This window comes from Microbacterium sp. Marseille-Q6965 (assembly GCF_946151065.1).
Lineage (GTDB): Bacteria > Actinomycetota > Actinomycetes > Actinomycetales > Microbacteriaceae > Microbacterium.
In genome coordinates this window covers 223,992-243,193 of sequence record NZ_CAMGZA010000004.1, presented here as the reverse complement: position 1 = coordinate 243,193, position 19,202 = coordinate 223,992, and the positions used below count along the sequence as shown (strand labels likewise).

Genomic DNA, 19,202 nt, shown 5'->3' with positions numbered 1-19,202 from the left:
CGTCCCTTCGTCGGTCACAACGCCTTCAGCCTACGGGCGGGACGAACGGCTGCACGTGCGGCGATGGCGTCGCAGCCGGCCCGCCCGGCGTCAGCGGCCGGCTCGGCTCCGGCGTCCGACCCGCAGCAGCGGGATGCCGAGCGCGAGGAGCGCCACGGCGGCGGCGAGCGGGGCGCCCACGTCGGCACCGGTCGCGGCGAGGCAGTCCTCCCCGGGTGTGCACGCGTCGAGCGCGGCCACATCCGCCGCGGCGTACACCGCGATGCGCGCCTCCACGACCTCGGACTCGTTGTAGCCGTCGACGGCGGTGAGCCGGAGTGTGTAGCTGCCGGGCTGCCCCGGTGCCGTCCAGCTCCAGGAACCGTCGGGGCCGACGGCGACCTCCTGCGGGGCGGGCGCCGCCGCGCCGGCGGCCGTGACCGCCTCCGCGAACTCGACGCGCAGCGTCGCGCCGGGCTGTGCCGTGCCCGACACCACCGCGCCCGCGGCAAGGGCGCCGAGGTCGGTCCCCGCCGAGATCACGGGCTCCGCCAGGTCGAGCCGGAGGGTGTAGCCCCCGGTCTGCCGCAGGGCATTGCCGAGGTCGGCGACCCAGGTGACCTGGCTGTTGCCGCCCGAGATCACGCCGAGCGCGGTGTCGCCGGCGTACACCGCCCCGCCCGAGTCGCCGTCGGCGACCGGCAGCGTCGTCATGAAGCCGTGCACGACGGTGCCGCCCACGCGCGCCCAGCCGAGCCCACCCAACACCGTGCCGGTCGTCGCGCCGGTCGTGCGCCCGCTCTTCGTGACCGCAAGCCCGTCTCGCGCCTCCCCGATGCGCGCGATCGGCGTGGCGGAGGCCGCCAGGTCGTCGCTCGCGGCCGTCGACCAGTCCGCGACCGCCGGAAGCAGCGTCAGGCCCGCGTCCGGGCCGACGTCGATCGCGGCGATGTCGACGCTGTCGAGCGCCCCCATCTCGCCCGCAGGGTCACCGGGCCTCCCGAACTGGGCGAAGCCGACGGTGCCGAGCGGGCGCCACAGCTCGTATGTCCCTCCGAGGTCCTGCGAGGGGCGGGTCAGCGAGGCGGCCTGCCCGGCGGCGCCGGAGGCGCAGTGACCTGCGGTGATCACCGCGTCACGCCCGTCGGGCGTCCAGCCCGTGAAGCCCACGGAGCACGCCGCCGGCGCACCGCCGCTCAGCTCGAGCGCGTAGCCGGCACCACCCACGACCTCGTCCGCGGCGTGCACGGCCAGGGGTGCGCCGATGTCGGTCACCGCCATGCCGGCGCGCTCCACCATGGCTTGCGTCTGCGGCGCGAGCTGCGCGGCGCTCGCGAACAGGCGGACGCCGCCGGCGCCGTCCGGCACCACCGCGTGCACGGCCGGGTCTGAGCCGAGCAGCGCCGCCGCCAGCGATTCGGCGTCGTCCGCCTCGGTCTCCGCAGCGGGGACGGGCGACTCGGCGGGCTCGGGCGCACCAGCCGGCGCGCCCGAGCCGTTCTCCTCGGACGGCCGCGCGTTCGCCTGCGTCGAGGCGGAGGCATCGTCGTCGGTGGTCGGCTCGGCTCCCTCGCGCGACGCGGAAGGCTCCGGCGCGCCCTCGGCCGCGGTGTCCGTGGGCTCCGGCTGCGCCGGTGCGGCGAGTGACGGCTCCGGGGCGGGCGTGGCCTCGGCGGCGGAGGCGGGGACGGCCGCCCAGGCGAGGGCGAGCACCGTCGCCAGGGTCATCGCAGCTCGCGCCACGCGTGGAGCGGGCATGCGCCCTCCCGTCATCGATCACGTCACAGTCGCACCGAGCGTAACCGACGCCGGACGGGTGCCCGCGCCGGGCCCCGCGACATCAGAGGGTGGCGATGAGCGCGGCGAGCCCCGATGCCGAAGCGGTGACGACGAGCGCCATGGTGCCGACCACCACGGCGGCGCGTCGACCGCGCGCCCGTCGCGCCGCACGCTGCTGCGCCTCCGCGTCGACGTCGCGCACGGCGACCGGCTCGCGGTCCCATCCGGAGGCGCGCAGCGGGGCCGGCACGTCCTCGATGAGGCGCGGCGCCTCTGCGGCGTCGTCGCGGAAGTCGAGCTCGGGCACGGGGGCCCATCCGGGCGCGGCCGTGACGCGGGTCGTCGTGCGCGTCGTGGTCCACGTGGTCGGCGCCTCGAACGCCGTCTGCTCCCCCGTCCCGGCGGGACGCACGAGCGGGCGGGCATCCTCCGCAGCGTCGGGCACGCGCGGACCGTCCGGGCGCGGGGGCGGAGGCACGACGCGCGCGCCATCCTCGTCGCGGTGCGCGGGGCGCCGGGTCAGGCGCGTCGCGTCGTCGGCCGGCGAGGCCCTTGTCACGATCCGGGTGCCCTCGTCGGGAAGCGGGCTGTCGCCCGACCGCCCGGGGACGATACGTGTCTCCTCGTTCGTTCCGCCCGCCGTGTCGGGGAGCGCGTCGCGCCGCACGAGCCGCGTGGACTCGTCGAGCCCGTCGCCGGCCGGGGTGGCGTCGCCCTCGTGCAACTCGCCCGCCGACTCGGCCCGGCGCCGGCGCGCCGCGCGGGTGCCTTCGGCGGCCGCGCGCGCCACGACCCGCGTCGCCTCGTCCAGCGGCGGGATCGCGTCGGCGCGCCGCGCCACCACCCGGGTCGCGTCGTCCACGGGCGAAGCGGCGCCGTCCGGGCGGCGCGTCACCACGCGCGTCGCCTCATCGACGTCCGAATGCGCCGGGGCGGCCGCGCGCGCCACGACCCGCGTCGCCTCGTCCAGCGGCGGGATCGCGTCGGCGCGCCGCGCCACGACGCGGGTCGTCTCGTCCACGGTCGCCTTCGCCGGCGCGTGAGAACGCGTCACCCGCGTCGCCTCGTCCACACCCGACGCCGCCGGGGCGGCCGCGCGCGCCACCACGCGCGTCGCCTCGTCCAGCGGCGGGACCGCGTCGGCGCGCCGCGACACCACGCGGGTCTCGTCGTCGACGCTCGGATCGGCCGGCGCGGCAGAGCGCGCCACCACACGCGTCGCCTCGTCCAGCGGCGGGATCCCGTCGGCGCGCCGCGCCACCACGCGGGTCGCCTCGTCGTGGGCCGGGACATCGCGCCTCCCGCGTCGCACTGCGCGGGTCGCCTCATCCCGCGGCGCGTCCTCGCCCGCGCCGCTGCGACGCACGAGTCGCGTCTGCTCGTCCCGACCGAGCCCGTCCTCGGCGGACCGCTCCTCGCGCCCCGTCATGCCGCCCCCGCCACGCGCACCTCGACATTGCCGAGCAGCAGCCGCTCGGGCACCCGGGCGGGCGCGCCGGGGGTCGTGTCGTACTCGCTGCCGTCGATGTCGAACACGAACACGCCGTTCGTCGATCCGAGGTCCACCACGATCCATCCATCCTCACGTCGCTCGATGCGCGCGTGGGTCTTCGACAGCGTGCGCGAGCCGTCGTGCAGGCGCACGAGCTGCGCCTCAGGGTACTCCGGGTCGGACGACGGGTTGCGCCCTACGATCACGACGCTGCGGGTCAGCTCGATCGTCTCGCCGCCGTCCAGGACGAGGCGGAACCGCACGCCCCGATCCGTGGTGTCCGCATGCAGCATCGCGTCGACGGTGAGCGTCTGGTCCCGCGACGCCGGGGCCCCGGGAAGCGGGGGGCGCGGCGGCAGGGCGATGAGGGTCGGTGTGGCCAGCGCCGGAGCGACCGCCTCGGGCCGGGGCGGGGCCGCGGGCGGCGCGGTCTCGCGGGGCGGGAGCGGGGCGCGGGCACTCGCGGTCGAGAGCGCCGGAGGGGTGCGCGCCTCGAGGCGGGCGCGGATGGACTCGGGGACCCGCGCGTCGCCGGGCGCCGCGAGCATCGCCGGGCGCACGACGTCCTGGGGCAGCACATCGGCGTCGGGAGGGCGGCCGCGGCCGGCGTCACGGCGGGGTGCCGGCCGGGCCACGGGACCGGAGGGACGGCGCCGTACGGCGCCGGGGCGGCGAGGGCGGGTCGCTGCACTGCCGCGGGGAGCGTCGGCGCCGGGAGTCGTCGGCGCGGGGAGGTGCGGGGCGGAGTGCGTCGGGCGGCGCGCGGCCGAGGGCATCGCGGGGCGTGGCTCGCCGAACGGCCACGGGCCCTCCGGCTCGGCGGCGACGCGACGGCGAGCGGCGATGCGATCACGCAGGCGACGCACCGCGGGGTGCTCCGTCCCGACGTAGCGGGCCGAGCCCCAGCCGGCGATGCTCACCCAGACCGGGGGCAGGAGCACGGCGACGACGGTCATTCCCGCGCCGTAGCCGAGCACGCGTCCGATGCGGTGCGCGGCGATCGCCGCCAGCACGGCCAGCGCGAGCCAGCCGAGCACGGGCACGAGGGCCAGCAGCAGCCACCAGCCGCGGAAGCCGCCCAGTCTGAGGAAGACGACGGCGCTTCGCACGGGCACCCAGGCCTGCCAGCCCGCCTCGCCCGACTTCTCGAACAGCTGCGCGAGCGCCGCACAGATCCAGACCAGGGCGATCAGCGCGAGCGGGACCGCCGCGATGACCCACGTCGTGACGTCGCCCATTCCGACCTCCCGTACCCCCGGCTCACGCTACGTCGCCGCCGCCGGCGGCGCCACGGGGAGAACTGCCCGTTCCCCCCAGGAACGAACGCAGCGACACCGCGGCGACGAGCCGCGCCCACCACGACCGGTCGGCCCCGAGCGCCTTGCGCTCCTCCTGGACGATCTGCCAGAACCGCTCGGCCTCGTCGGGCCCGACGCCGCCGCGTGAGAAGACGGCGCGGTCGGCGACGGCGGCGAGGGCGGCACCGTTCGGCGTCGCGTACAGCTCGGCCAGCTCGGCACGCGTGCGGGTACCGGGGCCGGGAAGCCCGTGATCCACCGCGGCGTCGACGTACTCCTCCCAGCCACCCTCGATGCGTTGCACGGGCGCCGCCGCGCCGCGCCGTGCGGAACGGCGTACGGCCTTCGCAACGATGACGACGAGGAACGGGCCGAGCGCCAGCAGCGCCGCGAGCAGGCCGATGCCGACGCCGCGCGCCACCGCCCAGAGCAGCTCGTCGCTCGCGTCCTCGCCCTGATCGTCGCTGTCCTGCGCGCGCTGCTGCAGCGGATCGGGCGGCTGGATCTCGCTCGCATCATCCGGACGCACCTGGGTCGGGACCTTCGGGTCCTGCAGCTGCTGTTCCTCGATGTCGAGCTGCTCCTCCCACTGGGGCGTGGCGTCGATCGCCGCCCACTGCCCGGACGCCCCCTGCACCTCGAGCCACACCGCGAGGTCGGAGCCCCGGCAGACGCCGTCCTCGCACGCCGGCAGGCCCTCCTCGGCCTCCAGACGCGCGCCGACGACGACGCGCGTGGGGTAGCCGAGCTGCTGCGCGACGAGCGAGGCGGCCACGGCGAACTGCTCGTCGTCGCCCACGGCCGCGGCCGTCGACTCGCGCAGCGTGGACTCCGCCTCGATGAGGTCGCTGAAGAGCTGGTCGATGCGGGCGAGCGAGTGGCCGGATTCGCTCGGGCGGAAGCGGTACTCGTCGCCGAGGTCGGCCATCCACCTCGGCTCGTCCGCCTCGGCGTCCAGCCGCAGGGCGTGGCTGAGGTAGCCACGCTCGCGCAGCAGGCTCACGGCGTTCTCGAGGCCCGCGCCGTCGGGGGTGATGTCGTTGCGCTCGATCCACGTCGCGACCGAGTCGGGGATCGGCACGCCCGGGCTGCGCTGGGGGGAGGTCAGCTCGGCCAGGGTGGCCCAGGACTCCTGCGCGACGACGGTGTACGCCGTGCCCGGCTCCACGCCCGCGGTCTGCACCGCGCCGGCGGAGTCATCGCTGTAGTACAGGCCGTCGGCCAGGGTGGACGCGCGCTCGCCGGAGAACTCGATGCGCGACACCTCGCCGAACGTGGGGAGCCAGATGCCGTCGAGCGCACCGATCTCGATGCGGGCGCTCTCGCCACCCGCGCCACCCCACGAGGGCACGCGCACGAAGAGCTGGTCGGCCGCATCCGACGCGGGGTCCAGCGCGCGGTAGGTCTCACCGTCGTACGCGGTGAGGGAGGCGATCCGGATGCGCTCGGGCAGCGACGCCCCGCTGACGCGGAATAGCTCCTCCTCGTACGCGTCGTCGGCGAACGCGGCACGGTACTCCGACAGGGGGCTGACCGCCTCGCGGATGGCCAGCTCGGGACCGGTCGCGGCGCGCGGCACGAGCCGCTCGCGGCTCTCGACCGCCGCCGGTGCGGCCATTCCGGCGGCCGCGACGGCGACGCCCACGAGGGCGGTGGTGACCGCGATGCGCCGGGCCACGCTCCAGGGGGAACGACGGCGCAGCCGCACCCCGCTGCGCTCCGCGGCCTGCGACAGCGCGCGACGGCGGGCGTTGCGGGCACGCCACGACAGCCACGCCACCGACAGCAGCAGGGCCAGCAGTCCCAGCGTGAGCTCGCGGGGCGCGGGCACCTGGATCGTGCCGATCGCCAGCGGCGCGCTGGCGACCGTGTGGCCCAGCAGCAGGCCGAACGACGCCGTGGCCACCGCGCCCGCCACGGCGAGCCCGGCGCGGCCCGCGAGGGCGGCGAGCGCCGACACGAGGGGGCCGACGACGAAGACGACGACCGCGGGCATCAGCAGGTTGCGGTACTCGGCGACGGGCAGCTCGACGGTGAGCAGATCCTTCCAGCCCAACACCGCGCCCTGCAGCGCGTCGGTGAGCACGCCGGGGAACGGCGAGGGCGAGGCCCAGCGGCCGGGCACCGCGAAGGCCACACCGAGCGCGATCACCGCCCCGAGGGCGGCGAGAGCGGTGATCCAGCCGGGCAGTCGCCACGCGCGCGCGGCGACGGCGAGAGCGAGCGCCACGACGAACCCGACGGCGACGACCGCGACGAAGCCGGCACCCTCGTAGATCGGCCACGCGGCGAAGCCGGCCAGGGCCGCCATGGCGGCGAGCCAGCCGAGCGCCACGAGGCCCTCAACCGAGGCGAGCTCGCGCAGGCGCGTGCCGACGGATCCGTCGGCGCCTCCCCAGGCGACCGATCCGGCTGCCTGCGGCGCCCCGGGTGTCGCGCTCACGACTGTCCCCCCTTGACGAGGAGCCCGCCGAGGTCCTGGATCGCGGCGATCGTGACCGTGGTCAGTCCCGTCACCGCCTGCACGCGCGGTCGAGCGTGCTCGTCGCACAGCACCGCGATGACGGCCGTGTCGGCCGGGAACGCCAGCGCCGCACGCTGCAGGCGGCGCAGCGGCATGACGGAACCGACGACGAGGAACGCGAGGGAGACCGCCTCGTCGTCCTCCGCCACGACGTCCCCGATCTGTTCGATCGGCGTCGCGCGTGGACGCACGTCGACACCCGAGAACCCGTCGAGCATCGTCCGAGGGCTGATCGAGGGGATCCGTTCGATCAGCGTCATGCCGCGCGGCACGACGGGGGGCAGCTCGACGCCGGTGACGACCTCGAGGTCGCGCCCGTCATGGAGCACCCGCACGCCCAGCGACGCGGCCGCGCTCACGGCCAGCTCGAACTCGTCGGCGTCGAGGTAGTCGGCCGGGTCGACGCTGAGGATCACGGCGGTGCGCGAGCGCAGCGTCTCCTCGTACTGCCGCACCATGAGGCGACCGGTCTTCGCGGTCGATTTCCAGTGGACGTGGCGGCGGCTGTCGCCGGGCACGTACTCCCGGATGGCGTGGAAGGAGATGTCGGAATTGACGATGCGTCGCGACGGCTGTCCCTCGAGGTCGCGGATGAGACCGGCGCTCGTCGTCGGCACCGTCTCGATGCGCGGGTGCACGTACAGCTCGTGACGGTCGTCCCATGCCCGCTCGCGGCGGAAGAGCCCGACGGGGTCGGAGCGCACCTCGACGGCGGGCCCGATCTGGATGATGCCGCGCCGCGGCGTGGGGATCTCGAGCGTGCGCGCCGACTCGTGACCGGCGCGCAGGAACGGCACGTCCACCTCGATAAGCCCGTCGCCCACCGGAAGCTCGATGCGCCCGGGCAGGGTCGGGCGCGCCCCCGAGTTGCGCACGATGACCTCGGCGGACGCCGACCCCCCGGCCACGACGCGGTCACGGTCGACCTTCACGCTCACGTCGTGCGCCCGGTTGCCGAACAGGAACGGCACCGTCACGGCGATGAGGACGACGGCGGCCAGTCCCGCCACGAGCCACTCCACCCAGCCCAGCGCCCAGCCGATGATCGTGCCCGCGAGCGCGGCGACGACGACGAGCCACCCGGCCGGCGTGATGACCTCGAGGCACCAGTCCCGCGCCGTGCGCAGCGCCTCCCCCGCGCGGCGGGCCCCGACGGCCGACCACGAGACGGCGGTGACGATGACGTGCGAGCGCCGCCTCGTCGTCGCGGTGGTGCGGCCGATGGTGCGCGTGCGCGTGCGGCCCCAGCTCGTCGACGTGCGGGTGGCCGACGAGGGGGCGCGGGTGCGGCTGCGGGTCTGTGCCATGGACGGGGATCAGGCCGCGGGCTGGTCCACCGGGGGCGCCACCGAGAGCAGCACCTGGCCCACCACGGCATCCGCCGTGACGCCGTCGAACTCGGCCTCGGGCTGCAGGATGAGGCGGTGGGCGAGGACGGGGCCCGCCAGCGCCTTCACGTCGTCGGGCACCGCGTAGGTGCGACCCTGCGAGGCGGCGCGGGTGCGGGCGGCCCGCGTCAGCGCGAGGGCGCCGCGGATGCTGACGCCCAGGCGCACCTGCTCGGCCGTGCGCGTGGCCTCGACCACGCGCGCGATGTAGTCGAGCACCAGCGCGTCGACGTACACGGTCCGGGCTAGGGCCGCCATGCCCACCATCGCCTGCGGCGCGATGATCGCCGCGAGGTCGGAGGTGGCGGTGGCGGCGCCGCCGATGATGCGCACCGTGGCGGCGTGGTCGGGGTAGCCGAGCGACGTCTTCATGAGGAAGCGATCGAGCTGCGCCTCGGGCAGGCGATAGGTGCCCGCCTGTTCGACGGGGTTCTGCGTGGCGATGACGAGGAACGGCTCGCCCACGGGGCGCGTGATGCCGTCGACGGTGACCTTGCCCTCTTCCATCACCTCGAGCAGGGCCGACTGCGTCTTCGGCGAGGCGCGGTTGATCTCGTCGGCGAGCACGATGTTGGCGAAGATCGGGCCGGGGTGGAAGTCGAACTCCCCGGTCTTCTGGTCGTACACCGTCATGCCCGTGATGTCGCCCGGCAGCAGGTCGGGCGTGAACTGGATGCGCGTGTTCGTGCCGCTCACCGTCTGCGCGAGCGCCCGCGCGAGCGAGGTCTTACCCGTGCCGGGCACGTCCTCCAGCAGCACGTGACCGTCGCTCAGCATCGCCGTGAGCACCAGCTCCACGACGTGGCGCTTGCCCAGCACGGACCGCTCGACGTTGTCGGCGAGCTGCGCGAACGTCTGGGCGAACCAGGTCGCCTGCTCCTGCGTGATCGTCATGCGTGTCCTTCTTCTCGGGGGTTGCTCACGGGTTTCGTCATCCCTCGGCGGGCGGATCCGTCGGGTCGCTTGGAGCTGGTTCGCGCGCGGGCTCACACTTCCCACTGACCTCGAGCGTGGCGTCTTCGAGGCCATAAGCCCCGCCCCAGCTGACTCTCGAACGCACAACCACCCGGTCGGCTTCCGTCGGCACGGAGCCATCGGCTTCGGCAGCGACCGGGAACCACCCGGCGTAATAGGTTCGATCCAGCTCCGTGATAGTCGGCGACATCCTTGTGCCGTCCGGGAGCTGCAGCTGATCGTGTTCACCTAGGACGGCCTTCGGAGGGGCACCGCCACCGACGCACGAAGATTCGATGTTAACGCTCGCCCTCAACTGGTACGGCGCGGTTTCCGGATCGGCATACGCCGGTGCCGATTGCACCTCCGGCCACTGTTCGTGCTGCCACCAGAAGGCAATCTCCGGGGGGCGCCCATAGACGGTGCTTCCCTGCGGCACCTGCTCAGGCATGAGTTCGGCCCCATTAGGTGCGTTCCGCCGCGAGGGGGGAGTCACCTGCACAATGCGCCATTGCGCCTGGTTGCCCTCGATAAATGGGCGCTCGCGCACCCGGAACGTCGCCCCCTCGGGAGGGTTCATGACCGGGATCGCCCGCACGAACGTCTCGGCCCACGCCGAGCCGTACTCCTGGCCCTGGTAGACGGTGCGCGCGCACGCCTGAATGCGGTACTCCCGGCCGTCGTCCTCCGTGAACGACGCGGTCGGGCTGGACGAACGCGGGCTGCACCAGCCGTTGTCGAGCACGAAGCCGTACTCCACGCTCACCCCCGGGGCGGAGCTGCCCGATCCCGCCGAGGCGGTGGCATCGATCCGCGACCTGCCGTCGCCCACGTTCGTCGCGCTGGCCTGCACGCCCAGGCCCTGGGGCGCCCCCACGCCGTGCATCTGGCGCGTGATCGACTCGCCCGTCTTCACGCCCGCCAGCCCCGCGGGGATCTCGTGGATCGAGATCGGCGTGATGGTGACGTCGGTGAGGTTGTTCGATCCGACGTTGTAGCCCCGCACCTGCACGCGGGAGCGGCCGTTCACCTCCACGGTCGTCGTCTGGTTGGTCGCGGCGCTCCAGATGTCGATCGCGCCCGTCTGCTGTGGCTCGGTGATCTCCACCTCGATGTCGACGAGATTGCCCTCGCCGCGCGTCACCGTCGGCGTCCATCGCGCGTCGCGCGGCGCCGCCGGCGCGCGGAACGCCCATGCCGTGGTCTGGACGGAGCCCTCGGACTCGCCCGTGGAGTTGACGGCGCGCACCACGTAATCGCGCCGCTCGCCGTTGGGGGCGCTGATGACGGGGCACGCCCCGTCGGCCGAGCAGCTGGCCACCTCCTGGCCGTTCCACGTCACGCGGAAGCCCTGCAGCGCGGGGTACGCGGCGCGGGAAGTGCCCGGGTCGACGCGCAGCATGACCTCGCCGTCGCCGTAGCCGACCTGTCGCACGCCGCCGGGGGCGTTGGGCAGGCCGTGCAGGTCGAGCAGCACCGTGCCCATCGCCTCGCCGCCCGAGACGCGCCCCTGCGCGTCCTCGACCGCGAAGCGCGCCCGGCAGGTCGCTCCCGGCGTGCCCGAAGCCCACGAGGCCCGCACGTGGGTGTCGGAGGCGACCGAGAACGACACCCCGCTGCAGGCCTGCGATGCCTGCACTGACACGAGGCGCAGCGGCGTGCCAGGGAGCGGGTTCGTCTCGCCCGCGATGCCGACCACGCGGATGTCGCACGAGCCGCCCTGCGTCGTGCGGCACAGCTGCTCGGCCGTGCCGCCGCGCGGCAGCTGCGACGGCGCCTCGCCCACCGTGAAGGTGAGCGATGCGGGCGCGACATCCTCGTGGCTCGTGCTCGTCACGGTGGCGCGCTCCTGCGTGCCGGGGCGCGCGCTGTCGGTGGCCGTGACGGTGACGGTGCTGCCCGAGGCGGTGGCGCGCAGCGCCGAGCCCCCGAACTCGAAGCCGAAACGCACGGGGTCGCCCACGCGGCCGCCCGGCCACGTGACCATCTGCTGGAGGTCGAACGTCTTCGTGTCGCCCGGCGAGACCGTCACCGCGGCGGCCTGCAGGTCGGGCTGCGGCGCGTTCGGGATGACCCGGATGCCGACCGAGAGCACCGTCCACGCCTCGTCGCCGTCGAGGCGCACCGGCACGGCGCAGGCGTCGCTCCACGGCGCGCCGTCGCCAGCCGCATACGTGACGACCGATCCTCGGACCGTGCAGGTCGCGGCGCTGCGCGCGCCGCTTGCCGCCACCTCGTCGCCGACCTCGAGCGTGCGTCCGCGCGGCGCCGCCACGCGGTCGCGCATGTCGAACTCGACCGATTCGCTCTCCTGCACCTCGATGGGCGGAGCGTCGGCCTTCTCCGCGAGCGCGGCCCGGTCCCCCGGCACGCGCAGGAACGCGTACCCGGCCACCTCGTCCCCGCTCGTGCTGACGCCGGCCAGCTGGAACGGGACGACGCGCGCCTCCGGCGTCAGCTCGCCGGAGATGCGGTTCCCCGAGACCTCGACGCCCTCCTGCTCGCCCCACAGGCCGAGCTCGAGGTCGTCGACCGATCCACCGCTCCACGCGACCGACCCGTCGACCACGTCGACGCCGTCCTCGAACCGGTCCCGCGTCTCCAGCGTGAGGCGGGTGTCGCTCACGATCGGGTAGTCCGGCACGCGCTCGCGGGTGACATACACGACGATCCGGCCACGCGCCGAGTTGCCGCCGGAGGTCTCCACGTCGTACAGGTAGGAGATCGTGCCGAACTCGGCTCCCGGTCGCACGCGGAGCGTGTCGCCCTCCACGGTCAGCCGGTCGGTGAGCTCGACGTAGCGCGGGTTCTCCGTGCCGTCGGCGAGGGTGGCGGGCACATCGGGCACGACGTTCTCGAGGCTCAGCTCGCCGCCGAGCGGGTCGATGTCGTTGGCGAGCGGCGTCACCGTCACCTCGGCATCCTCGGCCCCCTGCACCTGCACATAGTCGGTGTAGAGCACGGGGCGCGGGTCGGCCTCGGCGGCCATCACGCCCACGCGGACGCGACCGGTGCCCGGCAGCCCCTGCCCGTCGACGACCTGATAGGTGAACGAGACCTGCCCGAACGATCCCGGGGCGCTCGAGTAGACGATCGACTCGCCGTCCGCTGAGATCGACGCCGAACCGACGTCGGGCTGGGTGAGGATGCGGTCGAGCTCCACGGTGTCGCCGTCGGGATCGGCACCGAAACGCTGCAGCGGGATCTCCACGCTCTGCCCCGCGAGCACGCGCCCGTCCAGGCGGTGCGGCTGCGGCGCCCGATTCTCCTCGTCACCCACGACACGGATCGTCACGGCGGACGAGTCGGCGAGCGAGGGCGCTCCGGCGGCGTAGACCGAGTAGTCCACGCGGTAGTCACCGGCCTCCTCCGGCGCGAGGTAGCGGATGACGGAGCCGGACGCGAAGGCGAGCGCCTTGTCGGTGGACGATTGGACGGCGGACGGGTCGAGCATGAGCGAGCGGCCCGACGGGGCCACGTCGTTGTCGAGCACCGGGATGTCGATCTGCGCCCCCGCTCGCACCACGACCGAGTCGTCCACGGCGATCGGCGAGAGATCGGTGGCCGGTGGCAGCAGGAACACGCTGGCCTCGCCGGTCACCTGTGCGCCGTCGTCGAGCGTGCCGTCGCTGACGGTGTAGCGCACCGTGCCCAGCAGCCCCGCCTCGCCGTCGGCGGTGGTGCCGGTGATGCGCAGCGCGCTCTGCCCGACCACGTCGACCTGCAGCGTGGCGCCGTCGGCGGGCGCCACCTGCGGCTCGCTGAGCATGAGCACGCGGCGCGTGGGGTTGCTGATGGCGGGCATCACGTCGAGCGTGATGTCGGCGCCCTGGTGCACGAAGGCGGTGACGGGGGCCGCGGCGAGCTGCGCGGGCGCGTCCTCGGGCAGCAGCGTGATCCGCGCCGTCGCCTCGGCCGAGCTCGCGCCGTCGGTCACCGTGTAGCGGACGAGGTAGACCCCGTCCTCCTCCGCCGTGAAGTCGAAGCCCGTGCCGAACGCGGAGGGCGAGGCCGTCGCGTCGGCGTTGTCGAGCACGCGAACCGACTCGACCGCGAGCCGCCCGGCCGTGCCCGTGACGTGCGGCTCGACATCGACGGAGATCGTCCCCACCGAGTCGAGCACGGCGAACGATTCCGCGCGCAGCTGCGGATTGGGGTCGACCTTGACCGCGAGCGAGCGCGTCGTCTGCGCGCCACGCGTGTCGGCCACGGTGACGTGGAGCTCGACGGTGGTCGATCCCGCCGACGAATTGCTGTGCTGGTACACGACCTCGCCGCGGGGCGTCACGGAGGCGGCCCCCTCGCCGGAGGGATTCGCGACATCGAGCAGGATCACGGGGTCGCCCTCGGGGTCGACCCAGCCGTCCAGCACGGGTACCGTCACCGTGCCGCCCGGCGCGACCTCGGGGCTGGGCCACTCGGCCAGGCACCCGGCGACGCCGCACCAGACCGGAGCGCCGTTGCCCTCAGCCACCGTGAGCGTCACGGTCGCGGTCTCCGAGGCCCGACCGCCCTCCTGCGTGCCGTCGACGACCTGATACTGGAAGGTCGCCGAGCCGGTCGCGTCGGGCGCCACGTCCACGGCGATCCGGCCGCCGTCATCCGTCACCGACAGCCGTCCGAACTCCTCCGGCAGGCCGGAGACGGATCCCTCCATGACCGTGAGCACGTCCTGGTTCGGATCGTGGTCGTTCAACAGCACCGGCAGGCTCACGAGCGTGCCGGGCCGCACGCCGAAGGCGTCGTCCTCCGCCACCGGCGGGCGCGGGTCGGTGACGACCTCCGCCTGCTCCTGCGACTGGACCGTCTCCTCCTCGAGCTCGTCCTCCGGCTCCCACTCCTGGCTCGAGGGCACGAGCGCGCCGTCGGGCATGGTCCACACCCAGCCGGAGCGCGTCTCGTTGAGGATCATGCGCGAGCCCGACGACGTGAACACGGGTGCGCGCTCCTCGGGCAGCTCCCGGCCGGCGTAGTCCAGCGCGATCTGCGTGCCGTCGCGGTCGCCAGACGCCGGCATGCGCCACATCGTGCCGCCGGCGATGTCGAGCCATGCCGCGTAGACGTCGCCGTTGAAGACGCGCGGCGCGGCGGGGGCGCCGCCCGGTGCGTCGAACACGCGCCGCGGCTCGCCGCCCGTCGGGAGCTCGACGAGCCCGAGGTCGTCGGCGACGTACGCCGCGTCGCCCTCGGAGGCCGCCGTGCCCGCTGCCACGACCCCACCGAGGCCGGGCTGGAAGGGGTCGCCCTGACCGCGACGCCAGACGTCGCCGCTCGTCGCGTCGACGAGGAACCACGTGCCGGCCACGGCCGTGAGCTGCAGCCCCTCGCTGCTGAGGCCGCTGGGCGCGGAGTCCTCTCCGAGCAGGCGGCGCGCGCTGACGTCGTATCGCGTGACGAGGGAGTCGTCGGCGGAGTAGGCGTACAGCACGCCGCGGTCGTCGATCGTGATCGCGTCGGCCGTCCACGACGGCGTCGAGCGTCCGTCCTCCTCGGACTCCTCGGCCTCCTCGTCGGCCGGGTGCGGCTCGACGAGCACCGTCGCCTCGCCGAGCACGCCCGCGAAAACGGTGCCCGTGTCGGTGAGATACGCCGCGTAGTCCCCCGCCGTCGCCACGTCGACCGTGCCGCCCGGCGTGCGCTCGGCGGCGGCCTGCGCCTCGTCGTCGAAGTCGACCGGCATGGCCGTGTCGATCTCGAGCAGGCGCGAGTCGCTCTCCGCGAAGAGGAAGGCGCCGCGCTCGGTCTGGACGATGCCCGACGGGTTGGAGACCGCCCGCACGGTGTCGAGCTCGCGCACCTCGGTGTTGACGCGCGCATAGCGCACGGTCTGACCCGTCTGCAGCGCCCACACGCCCGGTTCCGTGTCGGGCGTGCGCTGCGCGTCGAGTCCGGGCCACACGACGGCGAGCGTCAGGACGAGCGCCGTCACGACACCCGCGGTGATCCATCCCCATAGCGCACGCCGCATGTCAGATCACCGTCCCGATCCACAGCGCCGCGGCGGCTCCCAGGGCCATGAGCGCGACGCCCCCGGCAACGAGCCACGGCCACAGGGATCGGCGGCGGCGCGGCGGCGCGGTGAAGGAGTCGTCCTCGTCGCGGTGCTGGGGCGCTCGCGGCTGGTACTTGCGCGTGGACGGGTACGCGACGGTCGGGCGCGGCGCCCAGCGCGCGCCCTCGTCCTGCAGGTCGAGCGGCGCGGCGGGATGGTACTCGTCCACGCGCACCTCGATGGGCGTCGGCAGAAGGCGCGCGCCCGCCTGCACCACGCGGATCTCCTCGGCGAACTGCAGCGCGCTCGGCTGCCTGCGCCCCGGCTCGCGGCTCATGGCGCGCTGCAGGACGGCCTCGAGCCCGACCGGCAGGTCGTCGCGGCCGATCGGCACGTACTTCGCGCGCGCGATTCGGCGCGTCAGCTGCTCGCGCGAGTTCTCGGAGCGTTCGGCGTGCTCGAAGGGGCTACGACCCGCGAGCAGCGAGTAGATGGTGGCGCCCAGGCCCCACACCTCGCTCGCGATCGTGCCGTTGCTCTGCTCCAGCACGACCTCGGGCGCCGACCACGGCACCGACAGGGCCATGCTCTCCCGCGCCGCCGCGTTGAGGGATGCCGAGATGCCGAAGTCGGCCAGCACGGGCGACCCGAACGCCGTGACGAGGATGTTGCTGGGCTTGATGTCGCGGTGGATCACGCCGGTGCGGTGTGCGGTCTCCAGCGCGCTGGCCGTCTTCACGGCCACCTCGAGCACCTCGGGCACGGGGATCCGCTCCTGCCTGTAGCGCTTCGCGTATGAGGCCGGGCAGTACTCCATCGAGATGTAGGGCCGCCCGTCGGGCGCGAGGCCCGCGTCGTAGATCGTGACGATGGAGGGGTGCGTGGCCAGGCGCGCCAGCACGTCGATCTCGGCGTTGAACATGCGCACCAGCTCGGAGGTGTGCAGCGAGTCGGGCAGCACCTTCACGGCGACCTCGCGGCGCGGCATGTCCTGGCCGTAGAGGTACACGTCGGCAAAGCCACCGGAGCCGAGCGGGCGCACGTAGTTGAGGCCCGGCAGCACGGGCGGCTGGGCCGGCAGACGCTCAGCCAATCGTCCTCCCCCGTGGCGGCGTGCGAGATCCGCTCCCCCGCCGACAGGCGCGGGCAGCGCCCGACCATCGTAGCAACGTGCCGGGCGTGTCCCCGCCACGCGCGATGTCGCATCGTCGCGCGACCGGTGCGGCGCTTCATCGGCGTTCGCGCGCCGGCGGCGGTCCCCGCGGCACGCCTCAGATCAGGTCGCGGGGATCGAGCGGAGCGTCGAGCGACTTCGTGAGATCGGCGAGCAGCGCTTCGATCTGCGGCTCGACGTACTCCGCGACCCCCGCCTGGATGCGCAACCGGTGCTGCAGCAGCAGGCCGCACACCTCCCGGCCGATGAGGTTCGCGTACTCGTCGGCCAGGCCGACCTCCTGTCGCAGCGCGGCCTTGGCCTCCTCGCTGAGCGGAGGCAGGCTGGGCGCCTCCTGCTCCGCCTCGTTCGCGAGGCCCTCGATCGTGAAGAGGAAGGGCGCCCCGGGGACGGGATCCGGGTCGAGCGGCAATCCCTCGTACTCGGGAGCAAGCCCCTCGGCGGGGCGGTAGCTGCGGGCTCGGTTGCGGGCCGCCTGCTGGTCGAGCTCGGCCTGCAGCATCGGCAGGTTGCGCGAGGTGTACTCGGCGACGGCGCGGTCGACGATGGTCTTGATGCGGGTCGACAGGCCGTGCTGCACGCCGTGCGGCACGTCGGATCCCAGGCCGGCGGCCGAGAGCACCGGGGACCCCAGGCAGCGGCGGCACGGGGCGACCCGGCCGCGATGCGTCGCCGGTTCCCAGCGCGGCAGCCACCGCAGCCAGGCATCCACCGCCTGGCTCACCTGGGTCTCGAGCGAACGCTCCACGGTCCCAGGGTAGGCGCGAACCCGGAATCGGTGGCGATTTCCGTGGTGACCGTGCGGCGGGGCGCCTACTCGTCCTCCTGCTCGCGCTCCCACGGCCACTTCGGTGGGCGAGAGGCCGTGCGACGGAAGGCCGTCGCGCTCCAGGCGGCGACCGCCGCGGCGGCCAGGAACGCGAACGAGGTCCATCCGGTGACGGCGCCCGCCACGGCGGCGGTCGCCGCCCCGAGATCGGTCCCGAAGACGAGCGCCAGCAGCCACAGCGCCGCCAGGTGCGACAGGGCGGCTGCCAGGGCCACGGGCACGACGCCCGTGTAGGCGGGCCTGCGCAGGCGCACGACCGGCCACAGCGTGGCGGCGAACACGAGCACCGAGACGAGCACCGCGAGCGCGCCGGGCGCCGGACCGAGACCGGGCACGGCGATGACGTCGGTGTCGGTGATCAGCGCCGCGACCCCCGTGACGCAGATGGCGAGGGCGCCGTACCCGACGGCGGCGAAGCCGAGCAGGAGCAGCGGGTTCACCAGGTCCCCCTCGCCACCGGCGTCAGCACGCGTCATCGCTCAAGTCTCCGCCCCTCTCCATCCCGTTGCCAGGGAGGGAGCGGTGACGGCGCGGACGGGTCAGGCGGACGGCCCCGCCTCGAGCGTCCGCTCGTACTCCTCCTGCGCCTCGGCGTTCAGCCGGTTCATCTTCGCCCCGCGCCGCGCGGCCCACGCGCCGAACCAGATCGTCACCTCGCGGGCGATTACGAACGCCGCGACCGACAGCGGCGTGAGCGCGCCCTCGCGGATCAGGTCGGCGGCCTCACCGGGCGTGACCATCCAGAACGGACCGGCGATCACGGGGGCCAGCACCTGCGCGACGTAGACGATCACCGCGACGAAGAAGCCCAGCAGAACCCAGGCGGCCCAGCGGGCGCGGTTCACGATCGCGCCGAGCAGCCAGAAGGCGAGGAAGAACGCCACGACGGGAATCCAGAAGGTCACCGACGTCGCGGTCTCGATGGCGAACGTCGTGAGCTCGTCGACCGACGCGAAGCCATCGGTGAGCGCGACATAGCCCGCCACGGCGGCGAAGAACAGGAGGGCGAACGCGACGGCCGCCACGAGACCGATCAGTCCGGCCGCGCCGCGGTTGCCCCGCTTGGTCGGGGGCTCGGGTGCCTCGACGAACACCGGCTGCGGCGCCGGGGCGGGCGCCGCCGTGGTCTCCGCAGCCGGCTCGCTCGCCGTCACGGCCGGCGACACCTCGGGCTCCGTGGCCCGGAAGGTCTGCGTCTCGTCCGCGCGCTCGAACCACGGGCTGCCCGAGGCGCCGGTCGACGGCTCCCGCGGCTCGGCCGGCGCCGCGCCGTCGGCGGCGCCGTGGCGCGCCTCCAGCGCGTCGAGCTCCGCGGCAAGCGCGGCATAGTCGGGCTCGGGCTTCGCGGCGGGGGCGGGCTCGGCCGCCGGCGCATCGTCGGCAGGCTCCGTCTGATCCTCGGGCGCGGATCGGCGCGCGGCCGCGCGGGTGGCGGGCTCGTCCGTGGCGGCGGCGTCCGCGGCGACGTCAGCGCGGGCCGGTTCGGCCGCCGTGTCGACCGGGGCGCTCTCCGCCGCCGTCGTGGCCGCGGGCGCGGGGGCGGCCTCTGTCGGCGTTTCGGCACGCTCCGCGTCCGCCTGCGGTGCAGCGCCCTCCGCGGTGACGGGCGCACGCGTGGCCTCGCCGTCGATGTCCGGGTCCTCGCCGATCGCGTCCGAGAGGGCCGAGGGCCGCTCATCCGCGGGCGCCTCGACCGGCCGCGCGTCTGCCGGCGTCTCGGCGGCGCGCTCCTCGATGGGCTCGCCGGTGGTCGGGGTGTTCTTCTCACCCTGGGCGTCACTCATCCGTTGCAC

11 protein-coding genes are annotated in these 19,202 nt (G+C 74.5%); all 11 read right to left on the bottom strand.

Annotated features, from left to right (window positions below; all coding sequences use genetic code 11):
- Positions 1–90 precede the first annotated feature (90 nt).
- Entirely contained in the window at positions 91–1,707 is a 1,617-nt protein-coding gene (locus N8N77_RS11745; RefSeq protein ID WP_261167050.1) for a hypothetical protein, read from the bottom strand.
- Between the two features lie 112 nt (positions 1,708–1,819).
- A complete protein-coding gene (locus N8N77_RS11740; RefSeq protein WP_261167049.1) occupies positions 1,820–3,187 on the bottom strand; it encodes a hypothetical protein in 1,368 nt (455 codons plus the stop codon).
- Positions 3,184–4,488 (bottom strand): DUF5684 domain-containing protein, encoded by a 1,305-nt coding sequence (locus tag N8N77_RS11735; protein WP_261167048.1) that lies wholly within the window; start codon positions 4,486–4,488, stop codon positions 3,184–3,186. The genes N8N77_RS11740 and N8N77_RS11735 overlap by 4 nt, the downstream gene beginning before the upstream one ends.
- Positions 4,489–4,510: 22 nt before the next feature.
- On the bottom strand, positions 4,511–6,991 hold the full coding sequence (locus N8N77_RS11730) for a transglutaminase domain-containing protein (RefSeq protein ID WP_261167047.1): 2,481 nt from the start codon (positions 6,989–6,991) through the stop codon (positions 4,511–4,513).
- Positions 6,988–8,379: a DUF58 domain-containing protein gene (locus N8N77_RS11725; RefSeq protein WP_261167046.1), complete on the bottom strand. Its 1,392-nt coding sequence runs from the start codon at positions 8,377–8,379 to the stop codon at positions 6,988–6,990. Before N8N77_RS11725 ends, N8N77_RS11730 begins: the two co-directional genes overlap by 4 nt.
- A gap of 9 nt (positions 8,380–8,388) precedes the next feature.
- Positions 8,389–9,354 carry a MoxR family ATPase gene (locus N8N77_RS11720; protein WP_261167045.1) on the bottom strand — a complete coding sequence of 322 codons (966 nt, stop codon included), beginning with the start codon at positions 9,352–9,354 and terminating at the stop codon, positions 8,389–8,391.
- Positions 9,355–9,391: 37 nt separating this feature from the next.
- A complete protein-coding gene (locus N8N77_RS11715) occupies positions 9,392–15,382 on the bottom strand; it encodes an Ig-like domain-containing protein (protein ID WP_261167044.1) in 5,991 nt (1,996 codons plus the stop codon).
- A 1-nt stretch (position 15,383) separates the two neighbouring features.
- On the bottom strand, positions 15,384–16,499 hold the full coding sequence (locus N8N77_RS11710) for a serine/threonine-protein kinase (RefSeq protein WP_261167043.1): 1,116 nt from the start codon (positions 16,497–16,499) through the stop codon (positions 15,384–15,386).
- A gap of 178 nt (positions 16,500–16,677) precedes the next feature.
- Positions 16,678–17,328 carry a spermidine/putrescine ABC transporter substrate-binding protein gene (locus tag N8N77_RS11705; RefSeq protein ID WP_261167042.1) on the bottom strand — a complete coding sequence of 217 codons (651 nt, stop codon included), beginning with the start codon at positions 17,326–17,328 and terminating at the stop codon, positions 16,678–16,680.
- Positions 17,329–17,393: 65 nt separating this feature from the next.
- Complete coding sequence (locus N8N77_RS11700; RefSeq protein ID WP_261167041.1) at positions 17,394–17,885, bottom strand: hypothetical protein; 492 nt, start codon at positions 17,883–17,885, stop codon at positions 17,394–17,396.
- A gap of 63 nt (positions 17,886–17,948) precedes the next feature.
- Positions 17,949–19,193, bottom strand: a complete 1,245-nt coding sequence (locus N8N77_RS11695; RefSeq protein ID WP_261167040.1) for an ABC transporter — start codon at positions 19,191–19,193, stop codon at positions 17,949–17,951.
- Between the last annotated feature and the right edge of the window lie 9 nt (positions 19,194–19,202).